The sequence below is a fragment of the Methylomonas sp. MK1 genome (assembly GCF_000365425.1).
GTDB lineage: Bacteria > Pseudomonadota > Gammaproteobacteria > Methylococcales > Methylomonadaceae > Methylomonas.
On the sequence record NZ_AQOV01000002.1, the window covers coordinates 753093 to 774212 of the forward strand.

17 protein-coding genes are annotated in these 21120 nt (G+C 47.0%); 13 read left to right on the forward strand and 4 right to left on the reverse strand.

From position 1 onward, the window contains the following. The first annotated feature begins 17 nt into the window (after positions 1–17). The 11 genes from G006_RS0120235 (at position 18) to G006_RS0120280 (ending at position 15122) form a co-directional block, all read left to right on the forward strand. Positions 18–806 carry a hypothetical protein gene (locus G006_RS0120235; protein ID WP_152428986.1) on the forward strand — a complete coding sequence of 263 codons (789 nt, stop codon included), beginning with the start codon at positions 18–20 and terminating at the stop codon, positions 804–806. Positions 807–851: 45 nt separating this feature from the next. After that, positions 852–1079, forward strand: coding sequence for a hypothetical protein (locus G006_RS28480; RefSeq protein ID WP_152428987.1), 228 nt, complete (start codon positions 852–854; stop codon positions 1077–1079). 5 nt (positions 1080–1084) lie between these two features. Further along, a complete protein-coding gene (locus tag G006_RS26045) occupies positions 1085–1990 on the forward strand; it encodes an HprK-related kinase A (protein WP_160167687.1) in 906 nt (301 codons plus the stop codon). 11 nt (positions 1991–2001) lie between these two features. After that, the gene (locus tag G006_RS0120245) at positions 2002–3078 is read left to right on the forward strand and encodes a nucleotidyltransferase domain-containing protein (protein ID WP_020485047.1); all 1077 of its coding nucleotides are present in this window, start codon (positions 2002–2004) and stop codon (positions 3076–3078) included. Positions 3079–3142: 64 nt separating this feature from the next. Further along, a complete protein-coding gene (locus G006_RS0120250; RefSeq protein WP_020485048.1) occupies positions 3143–4360 on the forward strand; it encodes a TIGR04063 family PEP-CTERM/XrtA system glycosyltransferase in 1218 nt (405 codons plus the stop codon). After that, a complete protein-coding gene (locus G006_RS0120255) occupies positions 4350–5555 on the forward strand; it encodes a glycosyltransferase (RefSeq protein ID WP_020485049.1) in 1206 nt (401 codons plus the stop codon). The genes G006_RS0120250 and G006_RS0120255 overlap by 11 nt, the downstream gene beginning before the upstream one ends. Further along, positions 5552–6901, forward strand: coding sequence for a phenylacetate--CoA ligase family protein (locus G006_RS0120260; RefSeq protein WP_020485050.1), 1350 nt, complete (start codon positions 5552–5554; stop codon positions 6899–6901). Before G006_RS0120255 ends, G006_RS0120260 begins: the two co-directional genes overlap by 4 nt. A 14-nt stretch (positions 6902–6915) precedes the next feature. Further along, the gene (locus G006_RS0120265) at positions 6916–8700 is read left to right on the forward strand and encodes an asparagine synthetase B family protein (RefSeq protein WP_026147189.1); all 1785 of its coding nucleotides are present in this window, start codon (positions 6916–6918) and stop codon (positions 8698–8700) included. A gap of 269 nt (positions 8701–8969) precedes the next feature. Next, positions 8970–9434, forward strand: coding sequence for a pilin (locus tag G006_RS29235; RefSeq protein WP_020485052.1), 465 nt, complete (start codon positions 8970–8972; stop codon positions 9432–9434). A gap of 77 nt (positions 9435–9511) precedes the next feature. After that, positions 9512–11545: a tetratricopeptide repeat protein gene (locus G006_RS0120275; RefSeq protein WP_020485053.1), complete on the forward strand. Its 2034-nt coding sequence runs from the start codon at positions 9512–9514 to the stop codon at positions 11543–11545. 130 nt (positions 11546–11675) lie between these two features. After that, positions 11676–15122 carry an SbcC/MukB-like Walker B domain-containing protein gene (locus G006_RS0120280; protein ID WP_020485054.1) on the forward strand — a complete coding sequence of 1149 codons (3447 nt, stop codon included), beginning with the start codon at positions 11676–11678 and terminating at the stop codon, positions 15120–15122. Between the two features lie 44 nt (positions 15123–15166). On the opposite strand, the gene G006_RS0120285 is transcribed toward G006_RS0120280, so the two are convergent. The 3 genes from G006_RS0120285 to G006_RS0120295 form a co-directional block, all read right to left on the reverse strand. Continuing rightward, the gene (locus G006_RS0120285) at positions 15167–15547 is read right to left on the reverse strand and encodes an exosortase system-associated protein, TIGR04073 family (RefSeq protein ID WP_020485055.1); all 381 of its coding nucleotides are present in this window, start codon (positions 15545–15547) and stop codon (positions 15167–15169) included. A gap of 102 nt (positions 15548–15649) precedes the next feature. Next, a complete protein-coding gene (locus G006_RS0120290; RefSeq protein WP_020485056.1) occupies positions 15650–17926 on the reverse strand; it encodes a Tex family protein in 2277 nt (758 codons plus the stop codon). A 151-nt stretch (positions 17927–18077) separates the two neighbouring features. Then, positions 18078–18275 (reverse strand): hypothetical protein, encoded by a 198-nt coding sequence (locus G006_RS0120295; RefSeq protein WP_020485057.1) that lies wholly within the window; start codon positions 18273–18275, stop codon positions 18078–18080. Positions 18276–18794: 519 nt separating this feature from the next. On the opposite strand from G006_RS0120295, the gene G006_RS0120305 reads away from it, so the two are divergent. Together G006_RS0120305 and G006_RS0120310 are read left to right on the forward strand one after the other, a co-directional pair. Next, positions 18795–19157, forward strand: a complete 363-nt coding sequence (locus G006_RS0120305) for a SirB2 family protein (RefSeq protein ID WP_020485059.1) — start codon at positions 18795–18797, stop codon at positions 19155–19157. Positions 19158–19345: 188 nt separating this feature from the next. Then, positions 19346–19750: a septal ring lytic transglycosylase RlpA family protein gene (locus tag G006_RS0120310; RefSeq protein ID WP_020485060.1), complete on the forward strand. Its 405-nt coding sequence runs from the start codon at positions 19346–19348 to the stop codon at positions 19748–19750. 69 nt (positions 19751–19819) lie between these two features. Here the strand turns inward: G006_RS0120310 and purD are convergent, their stop codons facing one another. Next, entirely contained in the window at positions 19820–21106 is a 1287-nt protein-coding gene (gene purD, locus G006_RS0120315; RefSeq protein ID WP_020485061.1) for a phosphoribosylamine--glycine ligase, read from the reverse strand. Positions 21107–21120 lie beyond the last annotated feature (14 nt).

Consider the following 21120-nt stretch of genomic DNA (forward strand, 5'->3'; position numbering starts at 1 on the left):
ATTTAAGAGGGTTCCAGATGAACAGAATAGATGAACAGAAACGTACTGCAGAAGAATCCCAGAACGTTGGTAGATCACTTGATAAATCCAGAAGATCTTTCGCCAAAGCCGGGGTGGTCGCGCCAGTTTTAATGACGCTCACAAGTAAAACAGCTTTAGGCAGTGTGTATCAGTGTACTATCTCAGGAGTACAATCAGGCAATGTGTCGAGTCATTCCGAGGACATGTCGGTTTGTAGGGCCGGGCATACAGCGTTAGCCTGGAGGGGTAATGTCGATACCATTGATGTAAATACTCAGTCTGGCACCCATCCAAATATCAACGACTGGATCGCCGCGAGGATCAATCCTTTTTTGGTTAATAAATCGTGGCCGAAAAATACCACTAACTATACTTACAAGTATTATAAATCTAATAGTTGGGTAAACGCTTCAACACCCGCCCAAATCAAGATGTGTCAACTGATAGTCAATAACTTTCCTAAGACCGGCGTCAATGTAGATAGCTCAGGAAAGACCACTGAAACTTATAGTGCAACTACTTTTTCATCCGTATTTGGTTCGGCATCAGCTGCGACCACGTTTTTTGAAACATTGTTTTATAGTCCTAGTGTGGACATCCGGGGAGCCGCTAGTGTTGATTATCTCAACTCTAGCTTAGGTTTAATACCTGATGTAAGCGCCGAAGACATCAAAAAACTTTACCTTCTGGGAATTAATTCAGCAAACAGTTTTTATGACGGGAGTTTGTTAGTTTCTAATTCTGAAGCGGCTAAGGAGTTACTTAGAAGTCTGGTTCCTCTTTAATTTGTGGCTTGGACTCTTTCCTCAAGTTTTCCTGTTCAGATAGTATTGCTTGATAAGCAGGCCATAGTATTTCATCATGGTAGTGGAGAAACTCATCGTTTAGATGAGGAGGCAAGCTTAATTTTATTGACGATTATGGATTCCCAAGCACCGATTTGTGAATCAGCCTTGCTAGGTATGGCTATTGATGCAGGGTTACAGAGAGTTGATCAGCAATCTTTAGCGGGAATGTTAGGCGTATTGCAGAGCCTTCATGTTGTTGAAAATATATAAATATTTTGAGCGGACCTAATTCCACTTCATCTTTGATAGCGTCTGGGCAATTTGTCGTCAGGATTGGTCCTTTTTCAATTAGAATTCATTCTGCTATATCGTCAGTTCAGCAAGGTATCCTTGAGCTTTACTCTGACTATGCGATATTGCCCCCAGATACTTTTTGCGACTTTTATGTTCGCTTAATTCAGCCAGCCGGCGTAAGACGTTTCTTTCGCAAACAGGTGCTATTTGCCTTTGATCAATTTATTCCTTTCAAGCCTTTGCCTTATGCGCAGGCATTTCCATTTTTTGAATGGGGATTGAACTGGTGTATATCCGGCTACTCACACCGGTTTCTAATCGTTCACGCCGCCGTGGTGGAACGAAACGGTAAAGCATTAATTTTACCTGGTGCGCCGGGGTCAGGTAAGAGCACATTGTGCGCAGCATTAATCAACAATGGTTGGCGACTATTATCTGATGAATTGACTTTGGTGGATCGCGCAACCGGTTATGTTGTTCCCGTACCGCGTCCGGTTAGTTTGAAAAACGAATCTATATCGTTGGTAGCGGATACTTTTCCATTTTGCCAGTTCAGTCCTGTTGTTCACGATACTTTGAAAGGATCGGTTTGCCTGATGAAGCCACCCACCGACTCTGTGTCAGCAGCTGACCAAACCGCCCTGCCATGCTTGGTTGTATTTCCGAAATATCAGGCAGAATCATCCTTGAGTTTATCCGCGGTGCCAAAGGCCGAGGCGTTCATGCGGCTGGCGGACCTTTCATTCAATTACAGTGTACTAGGTGCTCAGGGTTTTGAAACCATGGGGGGTCTGGTAAACAGCTGTCAGGCGTATGATTTCATTTACGACGGCGATTTTAACCAAGCATCTGATTTATTTGTGCAATTATTGGATGATGTACGGTAGAGAGTCGCAAGATGCCTGATTTGTTGAATGAATACTTGATGATCAAGGCCAAGGATAGTATTGATTCGAATTCCGATTGGGAGCTGTTGTTAAGGCAAGCGAGGAGTGCCGGAGTATTGTCCAGACTGGCATTCTTCTGGAAAAAATTTCGATTGTTCAACCCTCCACAGCATTTTTCTTATCATCTCGAGTCAGCTGAGACTTATTGGTTGTCTCAAAAACGCATCGTCAATTGGGAGCTATATAATCTATCGCAGGTCTTTAAGCTTTTGAATATTCGGTTGATTTTGTTGAAAGGCACCGCTTATTCGGCATCGGAATTGAATGCTGGTATGGGACGCGTATTCAGCGACATCGACATATTGGTGCCTAAATATCAGCTGAAAACGGTTAAAGATGCCTTGAAATGGCATGGATGGCTTCCTGAGCCCATGGATAATTATGATCGGCGCTATTACGAGCGGTGGATGCATGAATTGCCGCCACTTAGGCATATCAAGCGTGGGACTTCGCTGGATATTCATCACAACATACTCCCGCAAACCTGCAATTTATATCCCGATGCCGAGTTGTTGCTAAAAGCCGCTGTAAAGATAACCGATACCGATTATTGGGTTTTGGCTCCTGAAGATATGGTTCTCCATAGCGCCAGCCATTTATTCTGGGGCGGAGAGTTTGAAAATGGTTTGCGCGATTTGAGCGATATAGATTTGCTTCTACGCGAGTTTAGTGGCAACGATCCAGGTTTTTGGGACAACCTGCATAATCGAGCAGAAATGTTGGGATTGGGTAAGCCTTTGTTTTACGCCCTCCGCTACGCCACTAAAATATTGGGAACCCCGATTCCTGATAGTGCCATTGAGGCTTCTACTATCTATGCGGGACGCGGAAAAAACCGAGTTATGGACTATCTTTTCTTGCAAGCCCTAAAGCCACACCATCGTAGCTGCGCGGATAGCCTGACCGGCTTTGCTCGTTGGCTGTTGTTTCTTCGCTCGCATTGGTTAAAAATGCCCTTGCATATACTAGTGCCGCATTTAATCAGAAAGGCTTGGTTTCGGCTGGCCGACAATACTAAAAAAACATAAATTATGGCAATCATGTCGAACCAGGCAAGTTGCCAATAGGAACATTCCTTAACCCGTTCTTGACATGAAGATATTACATATATTGGATCACTCCATTCCTTTGCACAGCGGATACACCTTCCGTACTCGTGCGATTCTCGAACAACAACGCAAACTGGGATGGGAGACGTTTCACGTCACATCCGCCAAACATCAAGTCGCGGAAGCTCCCGTTGAAACCGTTGATGGACTTACCTTTTATCGATCTGTTATCCCGCAAGGTTTGGCAGCGAAATTGCCGGTTTTAAATCAGTGGACCATCGTACAGTCGTTGGCGGAGCGGTTGGATGAAATTATTCCGCAGATCAAGCCGGACATTCTGCACGCCCATTCGCCCGCGTTGAACGGGCTTGCGGCATTAAAAGTAGCTAAGAAATATGGGCTGCCGTTGGTCTACGAATGCCGGGCATTTTGGGAAGATGCGGCCGTCGATCATGGCACCACCCGAGAAGGTAGTTTACGTTACCGATTGACTAAGGCTTTGGAGACGCATGTTTTTAAGCATGCCGATGCGGTGACGACTATTTGCGAGGGTCTGCGCCGGGATATTATCGGGCGCGGAGTCGCGGAGGAAAAAATTACCGTGATTCCCAACGCCGTCGATATCGATAAATTTACCTACGGCGAGGCAGCCGAGCCAGATTTGCAAGCAGAGTTGGGTTTGAACGGCAAAATTGTGCTCGGTTTTATCGGGTCTTTTTATGCTTATGAGGGGTTATTGCTATTGCTGGATGCATTGCCGGCGATTATTCAACAACAGCCTGATGTGCGCTTGTTGTTAGTGGGCGGAGGGCCGCAACAGCAACAAATCTTGCAGAAAATTGAGACGCTGGGCTTGCAGGATTGGGTCATTCTGCCCGGACGTGTCGCTCATGATCAAGTGCAGCGCTATTACAATCTGGTCGATATCTTTGTTTATCCGCGCTTGGCGATGCGTTTAACTGATTTGGTGACGCCTTTAAAACCTCTGGAAGCGATGGCGCAAGGCCGATTGTTGGTGGCGTCGGATGTCGGTGGGCATCATGAGTTAATTCGAGACAGGGAAACTGGCTATCTCTTCAAAGCTGGAGAAAAAACCGCTTTGGCGCAAGCGGTGTTGGCGGTCCTCGATCAGCAAGATCAATGGGAGCAAGTTCGGCGAGCCGGCAGGCGCTATGTCGAAGAAGAGCGTAATTGGCAGCGAAGTGTCAGTCATTATCAGGCTGTTTACGGCAGGATAATGGCGGGTAAAGATGGCAGATAACTCGCCAAGGCTGATTGTTTTCAGTTCTTTGTATCCCAGCCGTGTCAGACCTAACGCTGGCGTTTTTATTCGCGAGCGTATGTCCAAAGTGGCCCATCATTGTTCTTTGATTGTCATTTCCCCGGTGCCTTGGTTTCCACTGCAAAGCCTGATTCAATGGTTTAAACCGAATTACCGGCCGCAACCGGATAAGTACGAAAATCAAGACGGTATTTCCGTCTATTTTCCGCGCTTTTTGTCGATACCCGGAATCGGACGTTCTTGGGACGGTTTTTTTATGGCGCTGTGTAGTTTGGTGATTTGTCGTCAGTTAAAAAAGAGCTTCGCATTTAATTTGATCGATGCACACTTCGCATACCCTGACGGGTATGCTGCCACGTTACTCGGTAAATGGTTTAAGGTGCCGGTCACCATCACTTTACGCGGCACAGAAGTGCCGTTGTCTAACATTCCCAGTCGCCTCCAACGATTGTTGAGAGCCCTTAATGATGCCGCCCGAGTATTTTCGGTATCGGATTCTTTAAAGCGACACGTAGTGAATTTAGGCGCCGACGCGCAGAAAATATGGGTGGTGGGCAACGGTATCGATACCGCAAAATTTTTTCCTGTCGATAAGAAACAGGCGCGGCAAGCTTGGCAAATTCCTGAAGACGTTCAGGTCTTGATTTCGGTCGGCGGATTGGTTGATAGAAAAGGCTTCCATCGGGTGATCGAAATTTTGCCGGCATTAATCGAAAAATATCCGAGATTGCTATACTTGATCGTTGGAGGCGCTAGTCCGGAAGGCAATATTCGTAATCGCCTGGAGCAGCAGGTAGAAACGCTTAATCTTCGTCAGCATGTTCGTTTTCTGGGGGCGATGCCAGCCGAACAATTGCATGGTCCCTTATCGGCGGCTGACATATTCGTACTCGCAACCGCCAACGAAGGGTGGGCTAACGTGTTTTTGGAGGCCATGGCTTGTGGTTTGCCGGTGGTTAGCACCGATGTTGGCGGCAATCGCGAGGTGGTTGCTGATGAAACGCTGGGCACTATCGTGCCGTTTGGGGATGCTGAGGCATTATTGTTAGCGCTTGATGATGCTCTGCAGCGGCAGTGGGGCCGGCAAGCTATTGTAAATTATGCGGCTGATAACTCTTGGGATAAGCGGGTGGATATTTTGTTGGCGGAATTCAAAAAACTGGTGGAGTCATGAGCTTTTATACGTCTTTTTGTTCAACGGTGATCTTTCCGCTTCACGAAGCCTTAAAAAAGCACACTACCGTCCAGGTTAGGCGCGGCATGGAGCGCAGTCAGTGGCTAAAACCCGACGAGATTAGACAGTTGCAATTGCAACATTTACGCGTGTTTCTGCAAGATGTACAAGTTCATGTACCTTACTACAGGCAGTTGTTCGCTAACTTGGGGTTTGAGCCGGCGAACATCGATAGTGTGCAAAAATTAGCCGCGCTGCCGTTGTTGAGTAAGCCGGAAATCAGGCAACATCTTGATGAAATGAAAGCCAACGATGCTCTAAGGCTCGCGCGTTTCAATACTGGCGGTTCCAGTGGAGAGCCATTGATTTTTTACATCGGTAGCCGCCGAGTTAGTCACGATGTCGCAGCAAAATGGCGAGCCACTCGTTGGTGGGGTGTCGATATAGGCGATCCGGAAGCTGTAATCTGGGGGTCTCCAATTGAACTAGGTGCGCAGGATAAAATTCGCCTGTTACGCGATAAATTGTTGCGTACGCATCTGATTCCAGCGTTCGAAATGTCGTCGGAAAAGTTGGATGGCTTTGTTCGACAAATCCAGCAGATTCGCCCGAAAATGTTATTTGGTTATCCTTCTGCATTGGCCCACATTGCCAGTCATGCCGAGAAGAGGGGCGTAGCATTGAATAATTTGGGGATTAAAGTGGCTTTCGTGACATCGGAACGGCTTTACGATCACCAGCGGACAAAAATAGAAAGCGTGTTTGCTTGTCCGGTCGCGAATGGTTACGGTGGGCGTGATGCCGGCTTTATCGCGCATCAGTGTCCCGAAGGCAGTATGCATATTACCGCTGAAGACATTGTCGTCGAGATTGTAGACAAACAAGGCCAGCTTTTACCTAATGGGGAGCTCGGTGAAATTGTGGTTACGCATATGGCGACCAGAGATTTTCCATTTATTCGCTATCGTACCGGCGATATGGGAATATTGTCGGATAAAATTTGTGCCTGCGGGCGCGGACTACCAGTACTGGAGGAGATTCAAGGTCGAACCACCGACTTTGTAGTTGCTCAGGATGGAACGGTATTGCATGGGTTGGCATTGATTTATGTGCTGCGCGATTTAGAAGGCGTTGATTCATTTAAAATCACCCAGGATAGTTTGGATAAAACCACCGTGCAAATTGTTAAAACCCTTAAATATCAAGCTGCTTACGAACAAAAAATCATCGACGAATTTAAAAAACGTTTGGGACAAGCAGTTACTATCAAGATCGAATACACTGATTACATTCCCAAGGAACGCTCAGGAAAGTTCCGTTATGTGATCAGTCACGTCAAGGCTTAATTACACTTAACACTATGACAAAATTTGCGGGATGGATGGGGAGCGGTCTCCAGAAAGATGAATCTATCGCCTTGCTGGGGCAAATGACGGCGGCAGATTCGACATTTAGTGTTCGGCATGGTCAGAATTATGCCTTTTCAACCACCGCCACCGATATTGCGGACCGTAATGGGACGTTGTTGCTTGCCCCGCAATCCGGTTCGCGATTAGCTTGCTCACAGGGTTTGTTGGACGCCTATTTAAGTCGCGGCGTCGATTTTTTAGTCGGTTTGCCGGAAGCTGATACCTTGCTGCTTATTGATACCAATCAGCAGCTACTGATGTTGGCTACCGATCCGATCGGTCTCAGTAACATCTATTACGCAGAAATTGCCGACGGCCTAATATTTGGCTCAAGTGCTGATTTTGTAGTGCGTCATCCTCAGGTCAGTAACGGCATTGCGCCGCAAGCGGTATTTGATTACATCTATCTCAACCATTGTCCCAGCCCCACAACGATTTATCGGCAGGTTAAAAAGCTGGAAGGCGGGCAATGCCTGGTTTATCACAACGGACGAATCAGCTTAAAACGCTACTGGCTACCGGTATTTCATGAGCAATCCTGCGATTTGCAGCAAGCCGGCCTGGAATTGCAGCAGCAGTTGATCGAAGCGGTTAGAAGTATGGCCGATACCGAAGACAATACCGGTGCGTTTCTGAGTGGCGGGCTGGATAGTTCCAGTGTGGTGGGTGCCTTAGCTAAGGTATTTCCAGGCAAGGCTAAAACCTTTTCGATGGGTTTTGACGCTGACGGCTACGATGAAATTGAGTACGCCATTATTGCAGTGCAACGTTTCAATACGCGGCAACACCAGTATTACGTCACTCCCGAGGATACCGTTAATGCCGTGCCGGCAATAGCGGCTTACTACGATGAGCCGTTTGGGAATGCGTCGGCCTTGGCAGCGTATTATTGCGCGAAGTTGGCTAAGGATCACGGTGTTGACCGTTTGCTTGCGGGTGATGGTGGGGACGAGATTTTTGCGGGTAACGAGCGTTACGCCAAGCAAATGTTGTTTGAGAATTATCACCGCTTACCAAAATTTCTCAGCGCCGGCCTCGAAGCGACATTAAATGGCCTGCCAGACGTAATAGCTAAGCAGAAGTTGCCGTTTAAGGCAAAACGCTATATCGATCAAGCGAACGCAGCGATGCCAGACCGCTTACAGGACTACAATTTTTTGCATAGGCATGCTGCGGCAGACATTTTTCAAGCTGATTTTTTAGCGGAAATTGATACTTCTGCGCCCTTGCGCCAGTTTAGGGAAGACTATTGGCGGCCGGAGTCTGCTACTACCTTGAACCGTATGTTGTATCTGGATTGGAAAAATACGCTCCACGATAACGATTTGGTCAAAGTCAATAGAATGTGCGAAATGGCAGGTGTTGAAGTTTGCTACCCCTTGTTGGATCGACGCATTCTCGACTTATCTTGCCGAATTCCCTCGAATGACAAGTTGCGTGGACAAAAACTGCGCTGGTTTTACAAACAGGCCATGATGGATTTCCTTCCGGAGCGGATTATCAATAAGCCTAAGCACGGCTTTGGGTTGCCTTTCGGCGTTTGGCTGAAGGACCATCAGCCGCTTAAGCAACTGGCTTATGGCGCAATAAATGATTTGAAGCGGCGCGAGTTTTTTAAACCGGACTTTTTGGATCATGCTGTCGAGATGCATCAAAGCGTGCATGCCGCCTATTATGGTGATTTAGTGTGGATGTTGATGATGCTGGAGCTTTGGTTTGCCGGTAAGGGTTTGTAATAAACCGATTTGTATTGTTTAGTGAATCATCGGCGGTGACAAAAAACGTCAGTTATGAACAAAAACTACTTGCTTTATAGGGTTGTGGCTACAGGCGAGCTTCGCAGTTATCAGGGTTTTTGATAGAAAACATTTTAATCAAGATATTGAAAATCATAGGAAATATGCTCTATTCTGTCGTTTGATCTTGTTGTGTAAGTAATTGGCATACTAATTGTTTATAACTTTAAGAGTTTTAAATCCCGTTCATCATAAAAAAGAAGGTAGTTATGAATAAGCAAATGCAAAAAGTACAACAAGGTTTTACCTTGATCGAGTTAATGATCGTGGTCGCGATCATTGGTATTCTGGCTGCTATCGCGATTCCGGCTTATCAAGATTACACCGTCAAATCTAAAGTGTCTGAAGGTCCTAGTTTGGCTTCGCCAGCCCTAACTGCTGGTGGTGTGGCTTGTAGTGAGCAAACCTTAGCGGCAAGCCAAACTAACGCTACTTTCGGCCTTGCCACAGCTAATTCAATATTTGGCACTTACGTGAGATCAGTAACAATTACTGCATCTTCTGCATCAACTGCTCGAGTGACGATTGCTTACAATACCATCGGCACATCTGTTGCGGGGGGAGCTACTGTAGTGTATCAGGGTACCTGTACTCCAGCAGTCGGAATGAAGTGGGCTGTTCTTCCCACGGGCTCTGGAAGTACTGTTCTACAAAAATATTTGCCTAAGTCATAACTTGGCAGGTGTTCTTTGGATAGCGAAAGGGGCTTCGGCCCCTTTTGTTTTTTATGCGATTTTGATTAGAGAGTTTAATGGAAAAGTCGAGTAACGGAGGCACGCTAGCAAGACTGGCAGTTCTGCTGTTTTTGTCGGTTGTAATATACGGAATCTATTTTCCAGGCCGAAATGGTCCGTTCCTTGCCGATGATTATCCAAATATCGTCGATAACAACGGGGTCTTAATTGAAAGTCTTAGTTTTGAAGGTTTGGCTTCTGCTTGGAGTGCTAACACAAGCGGTCCTTTTAAGCGCCCTCTAGCCAGTCTCAGCTTTGCATTAAATTACTTTTACGCTGGTCAGCAATTTGATCCGATCCCTTTCAAGCTGACCAATATTGGCATCCACGCCATTAACAGCTATTTGGTATTTTTGCTTGCTTGCAGTTTGTTCAAGGCGGCTTTGCTAGATGCTCCCGTTCGAAAATTGGCTTTCCTTTCCGCTCTAATTTGGGCGGTTCACCCGCTGCAACTGACTTCGGTGCTGTATGTCGTACAGCGCATGAACAGCATGGCCTGTATGTTTATGCTGAGCGGATTTTTAGTATTTTTAAAAGGCAGGTTACAGCTAGAAAAGCCTGCTGGCGTTCTATTTATGGTGCTGGGCTGCGTGCTTGGCACTGGATTAGGGGTTTTATCCAAGGAAAATGCGTTGCTGTTGCCGCTATTGATGTTTGTCAGTGAAGTAACCTTGTTACCTCCGATCCCAATTGAGTCCCGTTTTAAATTGTATGGCTATTATCTAGTCAGCGTCATATTGCCGGTATTGTTTGGAGCGGCTTATTTGCTAACTCATCCGGAATATGTGTTGGGCGGTTATTTAACGCGCGAATTTACCCTGGTGGAACGCTTGATGTCCGAAGCCAGAATACTGTTCTATTACCTGGGATTGCTATTCTATCCAGATAATACTCAGCTCAGTTTGGCACACGATGATTTTGTTTTGAGCAAGGGCCTGTTTCAGCCTATTGGTACCTTGCTGTCGATTGCCGGTATTGTAGTGTTGATAGTGGTAGCGATTTATAACGCCTGTCAAAAAAAGGCTCGTTTTTTGAATTTTGCGATTCTTTGGTTTTTTGTCGGACATGCTATGGAGTCCACTATATTTCCGTTGGAATTGATATACGAGCATCGCAATTATCTGCCCAGTATCGGAATTACTTTAGCGCTAGTGGCTTTGTTGCACGAAGTACTAACGAAGCACATCAGCAATGGGCTGCTCAATGTTTTGTACGCCTGTATTATTGGCAGTCTGGCTTTGGCTACTCATACACGTGCCGCAATCTGGTCAAATCTCGACAGTTTTAGCTACTTTGAGGTGCGCAATCATCCGGGCTCGGTGCGGGCTAATAGCGCTTATGCCAATAGTCTCGAACTAAAGCGAGGCCCGAATGCAGAAACTTATCAGCATTATCTAACTGCCTCCAAACTGAACGTTTTTGAAGTGTCGACCTTGATTGAAATGTTCATGGAGCTTAACAGGTTAATAGGCTTTCAAGGTGTCGCTAAAGATCAAAAATACGCTGCGTTACCTATGCGATACGATGAGCCGTTGGTTCTCGATGTTAGGTATATGGAAGCATTGAGAGATTTGGTGCATAAGGAAATTCTGCACAGAATATCGGATAAGTCTCACCCATTACGCACTATGGATTCGATAAGGACTGCGGCCACTTGCTTGATCAATGGCGATTATGAGTGCAAAACGATTGCGGCAAACGTTTTGGAATGGTCAGACGCTGCGTTGATGCAGCCAAACTTCACCGACAAACCGATGATGCACCTGATCAAAGCAAAGGTCTATTTCACTCAGGGGCAAACCGAAAATACATTTGCGGAAATGGATAAAGCCATTGCACTGGACCCAAACAGAATGTATTTCCGTGCCGAAAAAGCCTATTTGTTTATCGAGTTAAACGAATACGTCAAGGCCGAGGATGTAATTCGCCAAGCTGAGCTGTTGGGTGTGGCAAATGGTTTTGATGCTAAGGAATTTCAAAAACTTAGGGATGCGATTGTTTATAAAAAATCAATTGCCCACACGCCAAAAATGATGATTTCGCCACCCTGATATTATTCAGCATCCCTAGGTCAAATTCACTAAAATACCCGCATAGATTTTCAATCTGTTTTGCTGGGATTAGCTTGACGCTATTCGAGGTCGAGCAAATTGCCACCAACAGCCCTCAAAGCCTGGGATTATGCGGATACTCAATATAGTCTTTAAAAATATCAATTCACTGGAAGGCGAGGGGCGAGTCGATTTCGACCAGGGGCCGATTGCCGATAGCGGTGTGTTTGCCATCACCGGGCCCAACGGTTCGGGCAAGACCAGTATCCTCGATGTCATCACGCTAGGCCTATACGGTGAAACATTTCGTTTCGACAAGCCTGCTGAGCATGTAATCACCAAGCAGGCAAACGATAGCTTCGCACAGGTTGAATTTGCTTTGGATGGCGAAAGGTTTCGTTCCTCTTGGCATGTAAAACGGCCTGCTGATGCTAATCACGATCAGGTCTTACAGCCGGAAATGAGCTTGACTAAGCTAAACGATGATTCGGAGTTACTAGCCAGGACACCAAATACAGTACGGACCAAAATTGCCGAATTGACGGGCATGGACTTTCATAAATTCAGCAAATCCATGGTCTTGCCGCAGGGCGACTTTGCTGCTTTTTTGAATGCGCTAGATAGCGAGCGCATGGACATTCTCGAAAAAATCAGCGGTACCCACATCTATGCCGAGTATCGCCAGCGGACTGAAGATAACTTTCATAAATCGCTTAAGCGTTTAACACAGCTGCAGCAGGATATTGATCTGATTCCTTTACTCAGTCCGGAAGCCTTGCAAGCCGGTGAGCAAGACTTGCAGGATTTCAAGGATCAAGTTGCTGAGTTAAAAATCCAACAAAAGCAGTTGCAACAGCAACTATTGACAATCGAAAACATTCATTCACTTGAAGGCCGCCAAAGACAACTTCTCGAAAAGTCAAAAAAAGTTGAAGCGCAAATTAAGCTGTTACAAGACGATTTTCAGAAAATTGCCGACTTTCAGCAAGCGACGCAGTTTCGCGAAGAAGTAATTTTATTGGATGGTAAGCAGGGGCAGATTGTCCAAAGTCAGGCGACCTTGGATGCTTATCGTCAGGAGCTGAATGCGCTACAGCGCCAACTCGGCGCAGATGTCAGTAACGCAATTGCCCCAAGCCTGAGCGGTAAAAGTATAGAGGAGCAAAAACAGGCTATTGACGCGCTGAAATTGAAAGTGGGTGATCTGAAGCTGGAGTTGCCGCGTGAAGCCGAACTGGTACAGACGCTACAACAGCAATTGGATGAAAGAAAGGCCAGTCTAGCGGAAATAGACGGCTGGTTGCAAGAACATCAGGTGGACGCTAGTTTGCAGTCTGACTTTCCCGACGTGGTGCAGTTACGTAATCTCCGGACAGAACTGGCGGAGTTGGCCGGTAAGCAGAAGACACAAGCCAATCGGACTAAAAACACGGCAGCGGCGTTGAAAAAAAACCAGACAGCTTTGCGCGATACTAAAACTGCGGTCGCCGAATTGAGTGAGCGTATTGAAGCTGCACGCAAAACCTTGCTGGAGTTGGCGCAAGGCAAAAGTTTCGAGGAGTTGAAGGAATTACTGGTAGAGCAGCAAACACGGGTCAATGATTTTCAGGAGCTACACTCGCTGGCTGCGGTTAACGCCAAATTTACCAAAAAAAGTTTTTTTAGTTGGTTCTCTCGTAGTAAAGCGCCGGAACTACCCGATGAGGCCCGCTTGCAAGCCAGATTGGATGTGTTGCGAGACGAGATGGATCGTGAAGAGAATATCGGCAAAGCACTGGAGCAAGCTGTCCTTAATGAAGCATTGCTGAAAAAATATAGCGGTGATCGCGGCAAGTTAGTTGACGGTAAACCGTGTTTTTTATGTGGTTCATTAGATCATCCTTATGTCTCTAAACCGCCAATCCAAACCAACTCTAAAAAGGCCTTAGTCGATCAGCGCGGCAAGATGCAGGCTTTAAAAGCTGCGATAGATAGTGTCTCCGGCCAGTTGGCAGTAGCAAAAAAGCAAGGCACACAATTGTCAGCGCGTCAGCAAAGACTACAGCAAATGCGCTCGCAATGGTTGGTTTTGAGTAACCGTTTAAATGTCGTCAGTGCAGAGTTGGATATAAACAATTTGTCTTTGCAAAAACGCTTGTGGGACGCAGAAACCCAGGAGTTGGAGAAAATCAAAAACCTGGTCAATGATCACGCGCAGTTGCAGCGTAATGTGGCTAAGTGGACTGCCGAGGTAGAAGCCAAGCAGGCTTTGGTGGAAAAATTAACGGCGTCGGTGGAACAGCTTGATGCGACCTGGCGTAATCGGCCGCAGGAATACATCGAATCGGAACAGCTTTTCGCTGGTCGTACCGCGGAACAAAAAGCGCTTCTAGATAAACTTGAAAAGCAGTTGGCTTTATTGGGTGAGAAGCTCCCTGGAAAAGGCAAAGAAAATATAGTCTTCGATAAGCTCAATACCCGGCGCCAGGATTACCAAATCAGAGAGTTACGTCAGAAAGGCTTGCTCGAGGAAATTGCTAGCTTGCAAGATAGACTGCACGCCAGCCAAGCAAAGATAGCCAGTTATCAAGAACAGATGGCAGGCGCTTTGAGTAGCTTGCAAACTGAAGAATCGCTGGGATTGCATCTGCTTATCTTGGAGAAGCAAAAACTCATTGTAGAACTGGAGCGACAAATAGCTACCCAGCAACTCGAACTGGATGCAATGCGGCGAGTACTGGCTAATAAAATTGCGGGTGGCGTTTTTGCTGATGTAGACAGGTTGCGCTCGGCTTTAGAGCTGATCGATAGACGGGCGGAAATAGAGCAGACACTGGAGCAGCATAATACGCAATTGGCAGCAATCGGCGAAGAAGTGGCTGAACTGGCAGTCGAGTTACAAAATGAATTGGCGGTTATGCCGCCCCACTTAAACGAAGCGGATATTTTAGCAATGCAACGTCAGCTATCCCAGAAAATCGATATTGCTGAACAAGAAGTGGCTACGTTGAATACTAAGCTGGATAAACAATCTTCTTATCAAGAAAAACATCAGAGCCTCCAGGCGCTTTTGGCTGAGCAATTGGTGATACACGCGCAAGCCGAAGCGGAAATGAAGTTGATTAACGACGAGCAGGGTGGTTTCCGGCGGCGTATTCAACAGTTGTTGGTAGATAATTTGTTGTCGCAAGCCAACCGAATTTTGGAAAAACTGAGCGGGCGTTACTATATTCGTAGTTTAGCCAGCAATAACGGGTTAGCGTTGGAGGTTGAAGACACCAAACAAAAAAACCTGCGTCGCTTGCCGAAAACCTTGTCTGGCGGCGAGAGCTTTGTGGTGAGTTTGGCCTTAGCCTTGGCTTTATCCGAGATTGCCAACAATGGCAAGGCTATCGATTCGTTGTTTCTGGATGAGGGCTTTGGCAATTTAGATGCGGAAGCCTTATATCTGGCCATGAGTGCCTTAGAAGGCTTGAAAACTCAAGGTAAAACGGTCGGCGTCATTTCTCATGTCGAAGCGGTCAAAAAGCGCATTAAAACGCAGATCGAATTGGTAAAAAAAGCTAACGGTATGAGCGAGTTGAAAATGGTTGCTTGATGAAATGGTGGAGTCGGCGAGCGCTCCACCACAAAATTATGCGATTAATTGCTGGGGCGGAAGGCTTTGCCGTACGTAGTTTCAGCGTTGAAATTGTCCCAAACATATAAAGGATGGACGATAGGCTGCGTGGGGATTGGCGAGGAAACCAAATCCAGCACACCGACGCCGATTCTCCCGCCCATGTTCAATAATCCTTTAAATGTACCGCCGATAAAGCCGTAAATAACATTGCTTTGATTGTTGATTAAAATAATGTTTTTCGGTATTTCCAGAGAAGATGTCGCTATGTTCGCCAAGCCGGTGGTCAATTTTCTCCCGAAGGTTGCGCCGTAGGTTTCGGCCTCTTCCGCCTGGGTTGGCAAGCTTGTCAATAGGAAAGCTGCCAATAAAACAGTGGCCAGGGTGCGGGTATTTCGTTTCATGACTTATCCTGTATATTAGAACGAATGTAAGCTCTGCTGGCCGAGCTGGATTAACCGGTGCGGCTAGCATTTAAAAAAAAGTATAGCAGAGCCCTGAACTGTTTACTTTTTCAATGCCTTGGCAAATGCATTGCTCATACTGTTTTGTAGCACGGGTTGCGGTTTAGGCTTATGAGCGGTTTTTTGCGGCTTTTCTTTTGGAACAACATCCCCGGCGTCGACGTTTTTCCGCATGCTCAGAGATATACGCTGGCGTGCCACATCGACTTCCAATACGCGTACTTTTACCATATCGCCGGTTTTTACCACGCTACGCGGGTCCTTGACAAAGTCGTCCGCCAAATGCGAGATATGCACTAAGCCGTCTTGGTGTACGCCAATATCGACAAAAGCACCGAAATTGGCGACGTTGGTCACGACGCCATCTAGTGTCATGCCGGGTTCTAGATCGGTAATTTTTTCGACCCCATCCTTGAATTGTACGCTTTTAAACTCCGGGCGCGGGTCACGGCCTGGCTTTTCCAACTCCTGCAAAATATCCGAGACGGTGGGAACGCCAAAATTTGCGTTGGCATAGTTTGCCGGATTCAGGCTGCGTAAAAATTGGCTTTGACCGATCAAGTCGGGGATAGACTTGCCGGTATCATCAAGGATTGCATTGACCACAGGGTAGGCTTCCGGATGAACGGACGAGGCGTCAAGCGGGTTGTCGCCGGTCATGATTCGGAGAAAGCCGGCGGCTTGTTCGAATGCTTTATCGCCTAGGCGTGGTACTTTTTTCAGCTGATTGCGGTTCGTAAACGGGCCATTGGCATCGCGAAACGCGACAATGTTTTCACTGATACTACTGCTTAGTCCGGATACTTGTTTCAGCAAGGCTACCGAAGCTGTATTGACGTCTACGCCGACAGCGTTCACGCAATCCTCTACCACGGTATCGAGCATACGAGCCAACTGCACCTGGTTGACATCATGTTGATATTGACCAACGCCTATCGATTTTGGATCGATTTTTACCAGCTCCGCTAGTGGGTCTTGTAGTCTACGGGCTATCGATACTGCACCGCGTAACGATACGTCGAGGTCAGGAAATTCCTTAGCAGCCAGTTCAGATGCCGAATAGACCGACGCGCCGGCTTCGGAAACTGTGATTTTTTGAAAATTCAGCTCTTTATGCTGCTTCATCAAGTCCGCAACCAATTGATCCGTTTCCCGAGAAGCAGTGCCATTGCCGATACTTACCAGCTGTACTTGGTGCTGCTTAATCAATTTAGCCAGAACCGCTATCGATTGATCCCACTGGTTTTTGGGTTGATGCGGGTAAATGGTTTCTGTGGTCAACAACTTACCGGTTGCGTCAACCACTGCAACTTTGACGCCTGTGCGAATGCCGGGATCCAGGCCCATGGTTGCTTTGGGACCGGCTGGTGCCGCCAGCATCAAGTCGCGCAAATTGCTGGCAAATACTCTAATGGCTTCTTGCTCGGCGGCTTCGCGCAGTCTTAGCTTTAGATCCATATCGATGCGGGTAAACAGCTTGATCTTCCAGGCAAAGCGGGCGGTCTCGGCTAGCCAGGCATCGGCGGGTTTTGTTATGTCTTTAATTTGCAGGCGTTGGCTGACGAACTGGGCACATAATTGATGCTCTTCTTGATCTAGTTCTGCCGGTTTTAGGGTTAAAGATAGTAAATCTTCGTTGCGGCCCCGGAACAAAGCTAATGCGCGATGCGATGGAATTTTGTTGATCGCTTCGCTGTAGTCGAAATAGTCCTTAAATTTTACCGCTTCTGCTTCTTTGCCGGCCACGACGCTAGCGTGCAGGATGCCCTTATTCCAAACGCGTTCACGCAATTCAGTTAGTAGTTCGGCATCTTCGGAAATACGCTCCATGATGATCTGACGGGCGCCCTCCAGGGCCGCCGTGACATCAGCGACACCTTTTTCAGCGTCGATATAGGTAGCTGCGATTTGTTCGGGGATTAGGCTGCGATTATCTAAGATGGTGTCGGCTAATGGTTCAAGGCCGGCTTCGCGAGCAATTTGCGCTTTGGTGCGGCGTTTGGGCTTATAGGGCAGGTATAGATCTTCCAAGATTGTCTTGGTGTCGGCGTCGAGTATCGCTAGTTCCAGTTCTGGGGTGAGCTTTCCTTGCGAGCGAATGGTGTCGAGAATTGAGTCGCGTCGGCTGTTAAGCTCCCGCAGATATATCAATCTTTCCTCGAGGTTTCGCAATTGCGTGTCGTCTAAGCCGCCAGTTACTTCTTTGCGATAACGAGCAATAAACGGTACAGTGGCCCCATCGTCCAGTAGGGCGGCGGCAGCGGCGACTTGTTGGGGCTTAACTGAAAGTTCTTCGGCAATGCGTTGGATAACGTCCATCTGTAGGTGAATTAGAATTGGTAAAAAGCTCAATTCTACAGTAGGGCGAGATGTTGAAAAAGCGAACTATCAGAAATGGAGTGAGAAACCGGTAGGCACAAAAAAGGCGCCAACCGATATTTCGGGTGGCGCCTAAGTTGCTAAGCAAAAATTATTTTGCTTGGCTTAATACGTCATTGTTAAAGTCTTTGTGCTTTGCCAAAACTTGAGCTTCAGCTTGGGCAGAAGTTTCGCCGCCGTATTGAAGATGTTTGGTTTCGTCTGCTTTCAGCATAACGACGCCGGCAATAGCAATTGCAGTAACGACAGCAACTACAGTAAAGGTATTGTCTTTTTCTTGTTCAGCCATTTTTATAATCCTCATCTTGTTGTTGTAATAATTAGCCCTAAAAGGGGCAACTCGAGTTGTATGTCGAAGTTAGTATTATTGTTGGTCGACGGTGCATTTTTTACACTCAAAACTGTTTTGTGTCAAAACAATATTTTTGCGATTAATCTTGCTGTTCTATGCTTATTTTTTATTTCTAATAAAATCAAATGATTACCGGATTCTTCTGATAGAAAGTCATCCTGTCTTCATGCGCTATAGTTGTTGATTATCTGATTCGGCGCGGCTTGTGACGCATAAAGTCAACAAACCCTAAGTCGATAATGCGGGGCATAAGTCGAGGAATGTCGTGGGGAATCCGCGTAGCTTGTCGGGGTGTTCGGCAATGCGATGAAGAAGGGGGGGGCTGTAAACTCGGTCATCGCGCAGGTTGCATGATAGGATTGAGCTTTAAATCTGACAGCCTGTTTGTTCTCGCCGAGTGTGTTGTTCGAGCGGGTGGAATGGGGAAAACAATTGTTAATTAACTAGGGGGTATTCATGCTTAAACATATACATCTTCTTTTCGTGGCAGTTTTGGTTATCAGTTTTATCGGTCGAGTGGCGCTCGCCGAGTTAAAGCCAGCTCTGTTGGAGCAGAAATGGCTAAAGATTAGTCCGCACATTATTGCGAGTTTGGTCTTGTTGACTGGATTTGCCTTGGTTTTTCAAGGGGGTTGGTTATCAAGCGAATTTGCTTGGATTGTCGCCAAATTATTGATGTTGGTGGTTTACATAGGCTTGGGGATTTTGGCGATTCGCCAATCGGGACGTACGCGCTGGTTGGCTTTCGGTGGCGCATTGTTTTGTCTGTATTACATCTCCAAGGTCGCTGTGACTAAGCAAGTTTTTTTCTTTTTTTAGGTGCTGGCCTAAAAGTTGAGATTTATGCTGGAGGCCCTGTTTTTAGCCGGTTTAAGATAGTTTTGGCTGGCGTAAAAATAGTTATTGACAGTTTGTAAAACCTGTAGACTAACGAAAAAAGCTTGTCAAAGCGTTTTTATTCGGATAACCTCAAACCTCCTGTCAATACTCAACGTAAGGAGGGTAGGATGCGAAAAACGAAATTGACGGCAATTTTATTGCTTTCAGCGAGTCTAGCGTCTTTTAGCTCTGTAGGTTTAGCGAAAACAGAAAGGAACGGTTTTCTTTCCCTTGAACAAAGCGGCGTCGCATCGTATTACAGCGACAAAATGCATGGTCAGCGGACAGCAAACGGTGAATTTTATGATAAAAACGCATTAACTGCGGCTCATGCGAGCCTGCCGTTTGGTTCTTTGGTGCGTGTCGTTAATCTAAGTAATAATCGTAGTGTCGAGTTGCGGATAAATAGCCGTGCTCACAAAGCCAATAAACGGTTGCTTGATGTATCCAAAAGGGCTGCAAGCCAGCTTGGTTTCATCCAAGCTGGCTTGGCAAAAGTCAAACTTGAAGTTCTGCGTGTAGGCGACGCCTAAGTTGCCTGCCGCGATGTAATCCGGTCTATCGGCCGGATTACATCTTCCCTACCTTATCCTGAAGCCTTGTTAAACGGTTTCTGATCTAATCGCTTTAAAACCAATATCCGTTCGAAAATACACATCCTGCCAGTCGATTTGTCGGCATAACTCGTAGGCTTTTTCTTGGGCTTGAGTAATGCTGTCGCCCAATGCGCAGGCGCATAGTACGCGGCCACCTGCGGTGACTACTTGGTCGCCGACTTGTTTGGTGCCTGCATGAAACACTTTGCAATCGCTACTGATATCACTTGGTAAACCATTAATCGGATTGCCTTTGGCATAGTCGTCGGGGTAGCCGCCCGCTGCCAGCACCACACCCAATGAGGGGCGTTCGTCCCACTCTGTAGTCGTATGATCAAGATTTTTGTCTATAGCGGCAAGACAAAGCTCAACCAAATCGCTTTTTAAGCGCATCATGATCGGTTGCGTTTCCGGGTCGCCAAAGCGGCAGTTATATTCCAATACTTTGATACTACCGTTCTTACCTATCATCAGGCCGGCGTAGAGAAAGCCGGTATATTCGTTACCATCTTCCCGCATGCCTTGTAGGGTGGGCAAAATTACCTCATCCATGACACGTTGGTGGATCTCCGGCGTCACGACAGGCGCGGGAGAATAAGCCCCCATGCCTCCGGTATTGGGGCCTTGATCGCCGTTATCGCGAGCCTTGTGATCCTGAGATGTGGCCATGGCCAAGGCATGCAAGCCGTCGGCGATGACGATGAAACTGGCTTCCTCTCCATCCAAAAATTCTTCAATCACCACCCGATGGCCAGCAGTGCCAAAGGTATTACCGGATAGCATATCTTGGACGGCATCTATCGCCTGTTGTTCAGACTGGGCGACGACCACACCTTTACCGGCAGCCAAGCCATCGGCTTTAACGACGATGGGGGCGCCATTTTCGCGGATATAAGCGATTGCCGGTTCGACTTCAGTGAAGCTTTTATATGCGGCTGTCGGGATGCTGTGGCGGATCATAAAATCCTTGCAGAACGATTTGGAGCCTTCCAATTGCGCGGCTTGAGCGGTCGGTCCAAAGCACTTCAAACCCGCTGCGGAAAATCGGTCGACTATGCCTTTGACTAAGGGTACCTCCGGTCCAATAATGGTTAGCTCTATGTCTCGGGCCTGGGCGAAACTCAGCAATCCTTCGATGTCGTCGGCTTGAATATCCACATTGTTTATACCCTGTTCCAGGGCAGTGCCGGCGTTGCCCGGCGCAACGTAGACGTTGTCGGCTTGTGCGGATTGCCTGACTTTCCAGGCCAAGGCATGTTCTCGGCCGCCACTACCTACGATCAAAATGTTCATATTAGGTTGTCCCG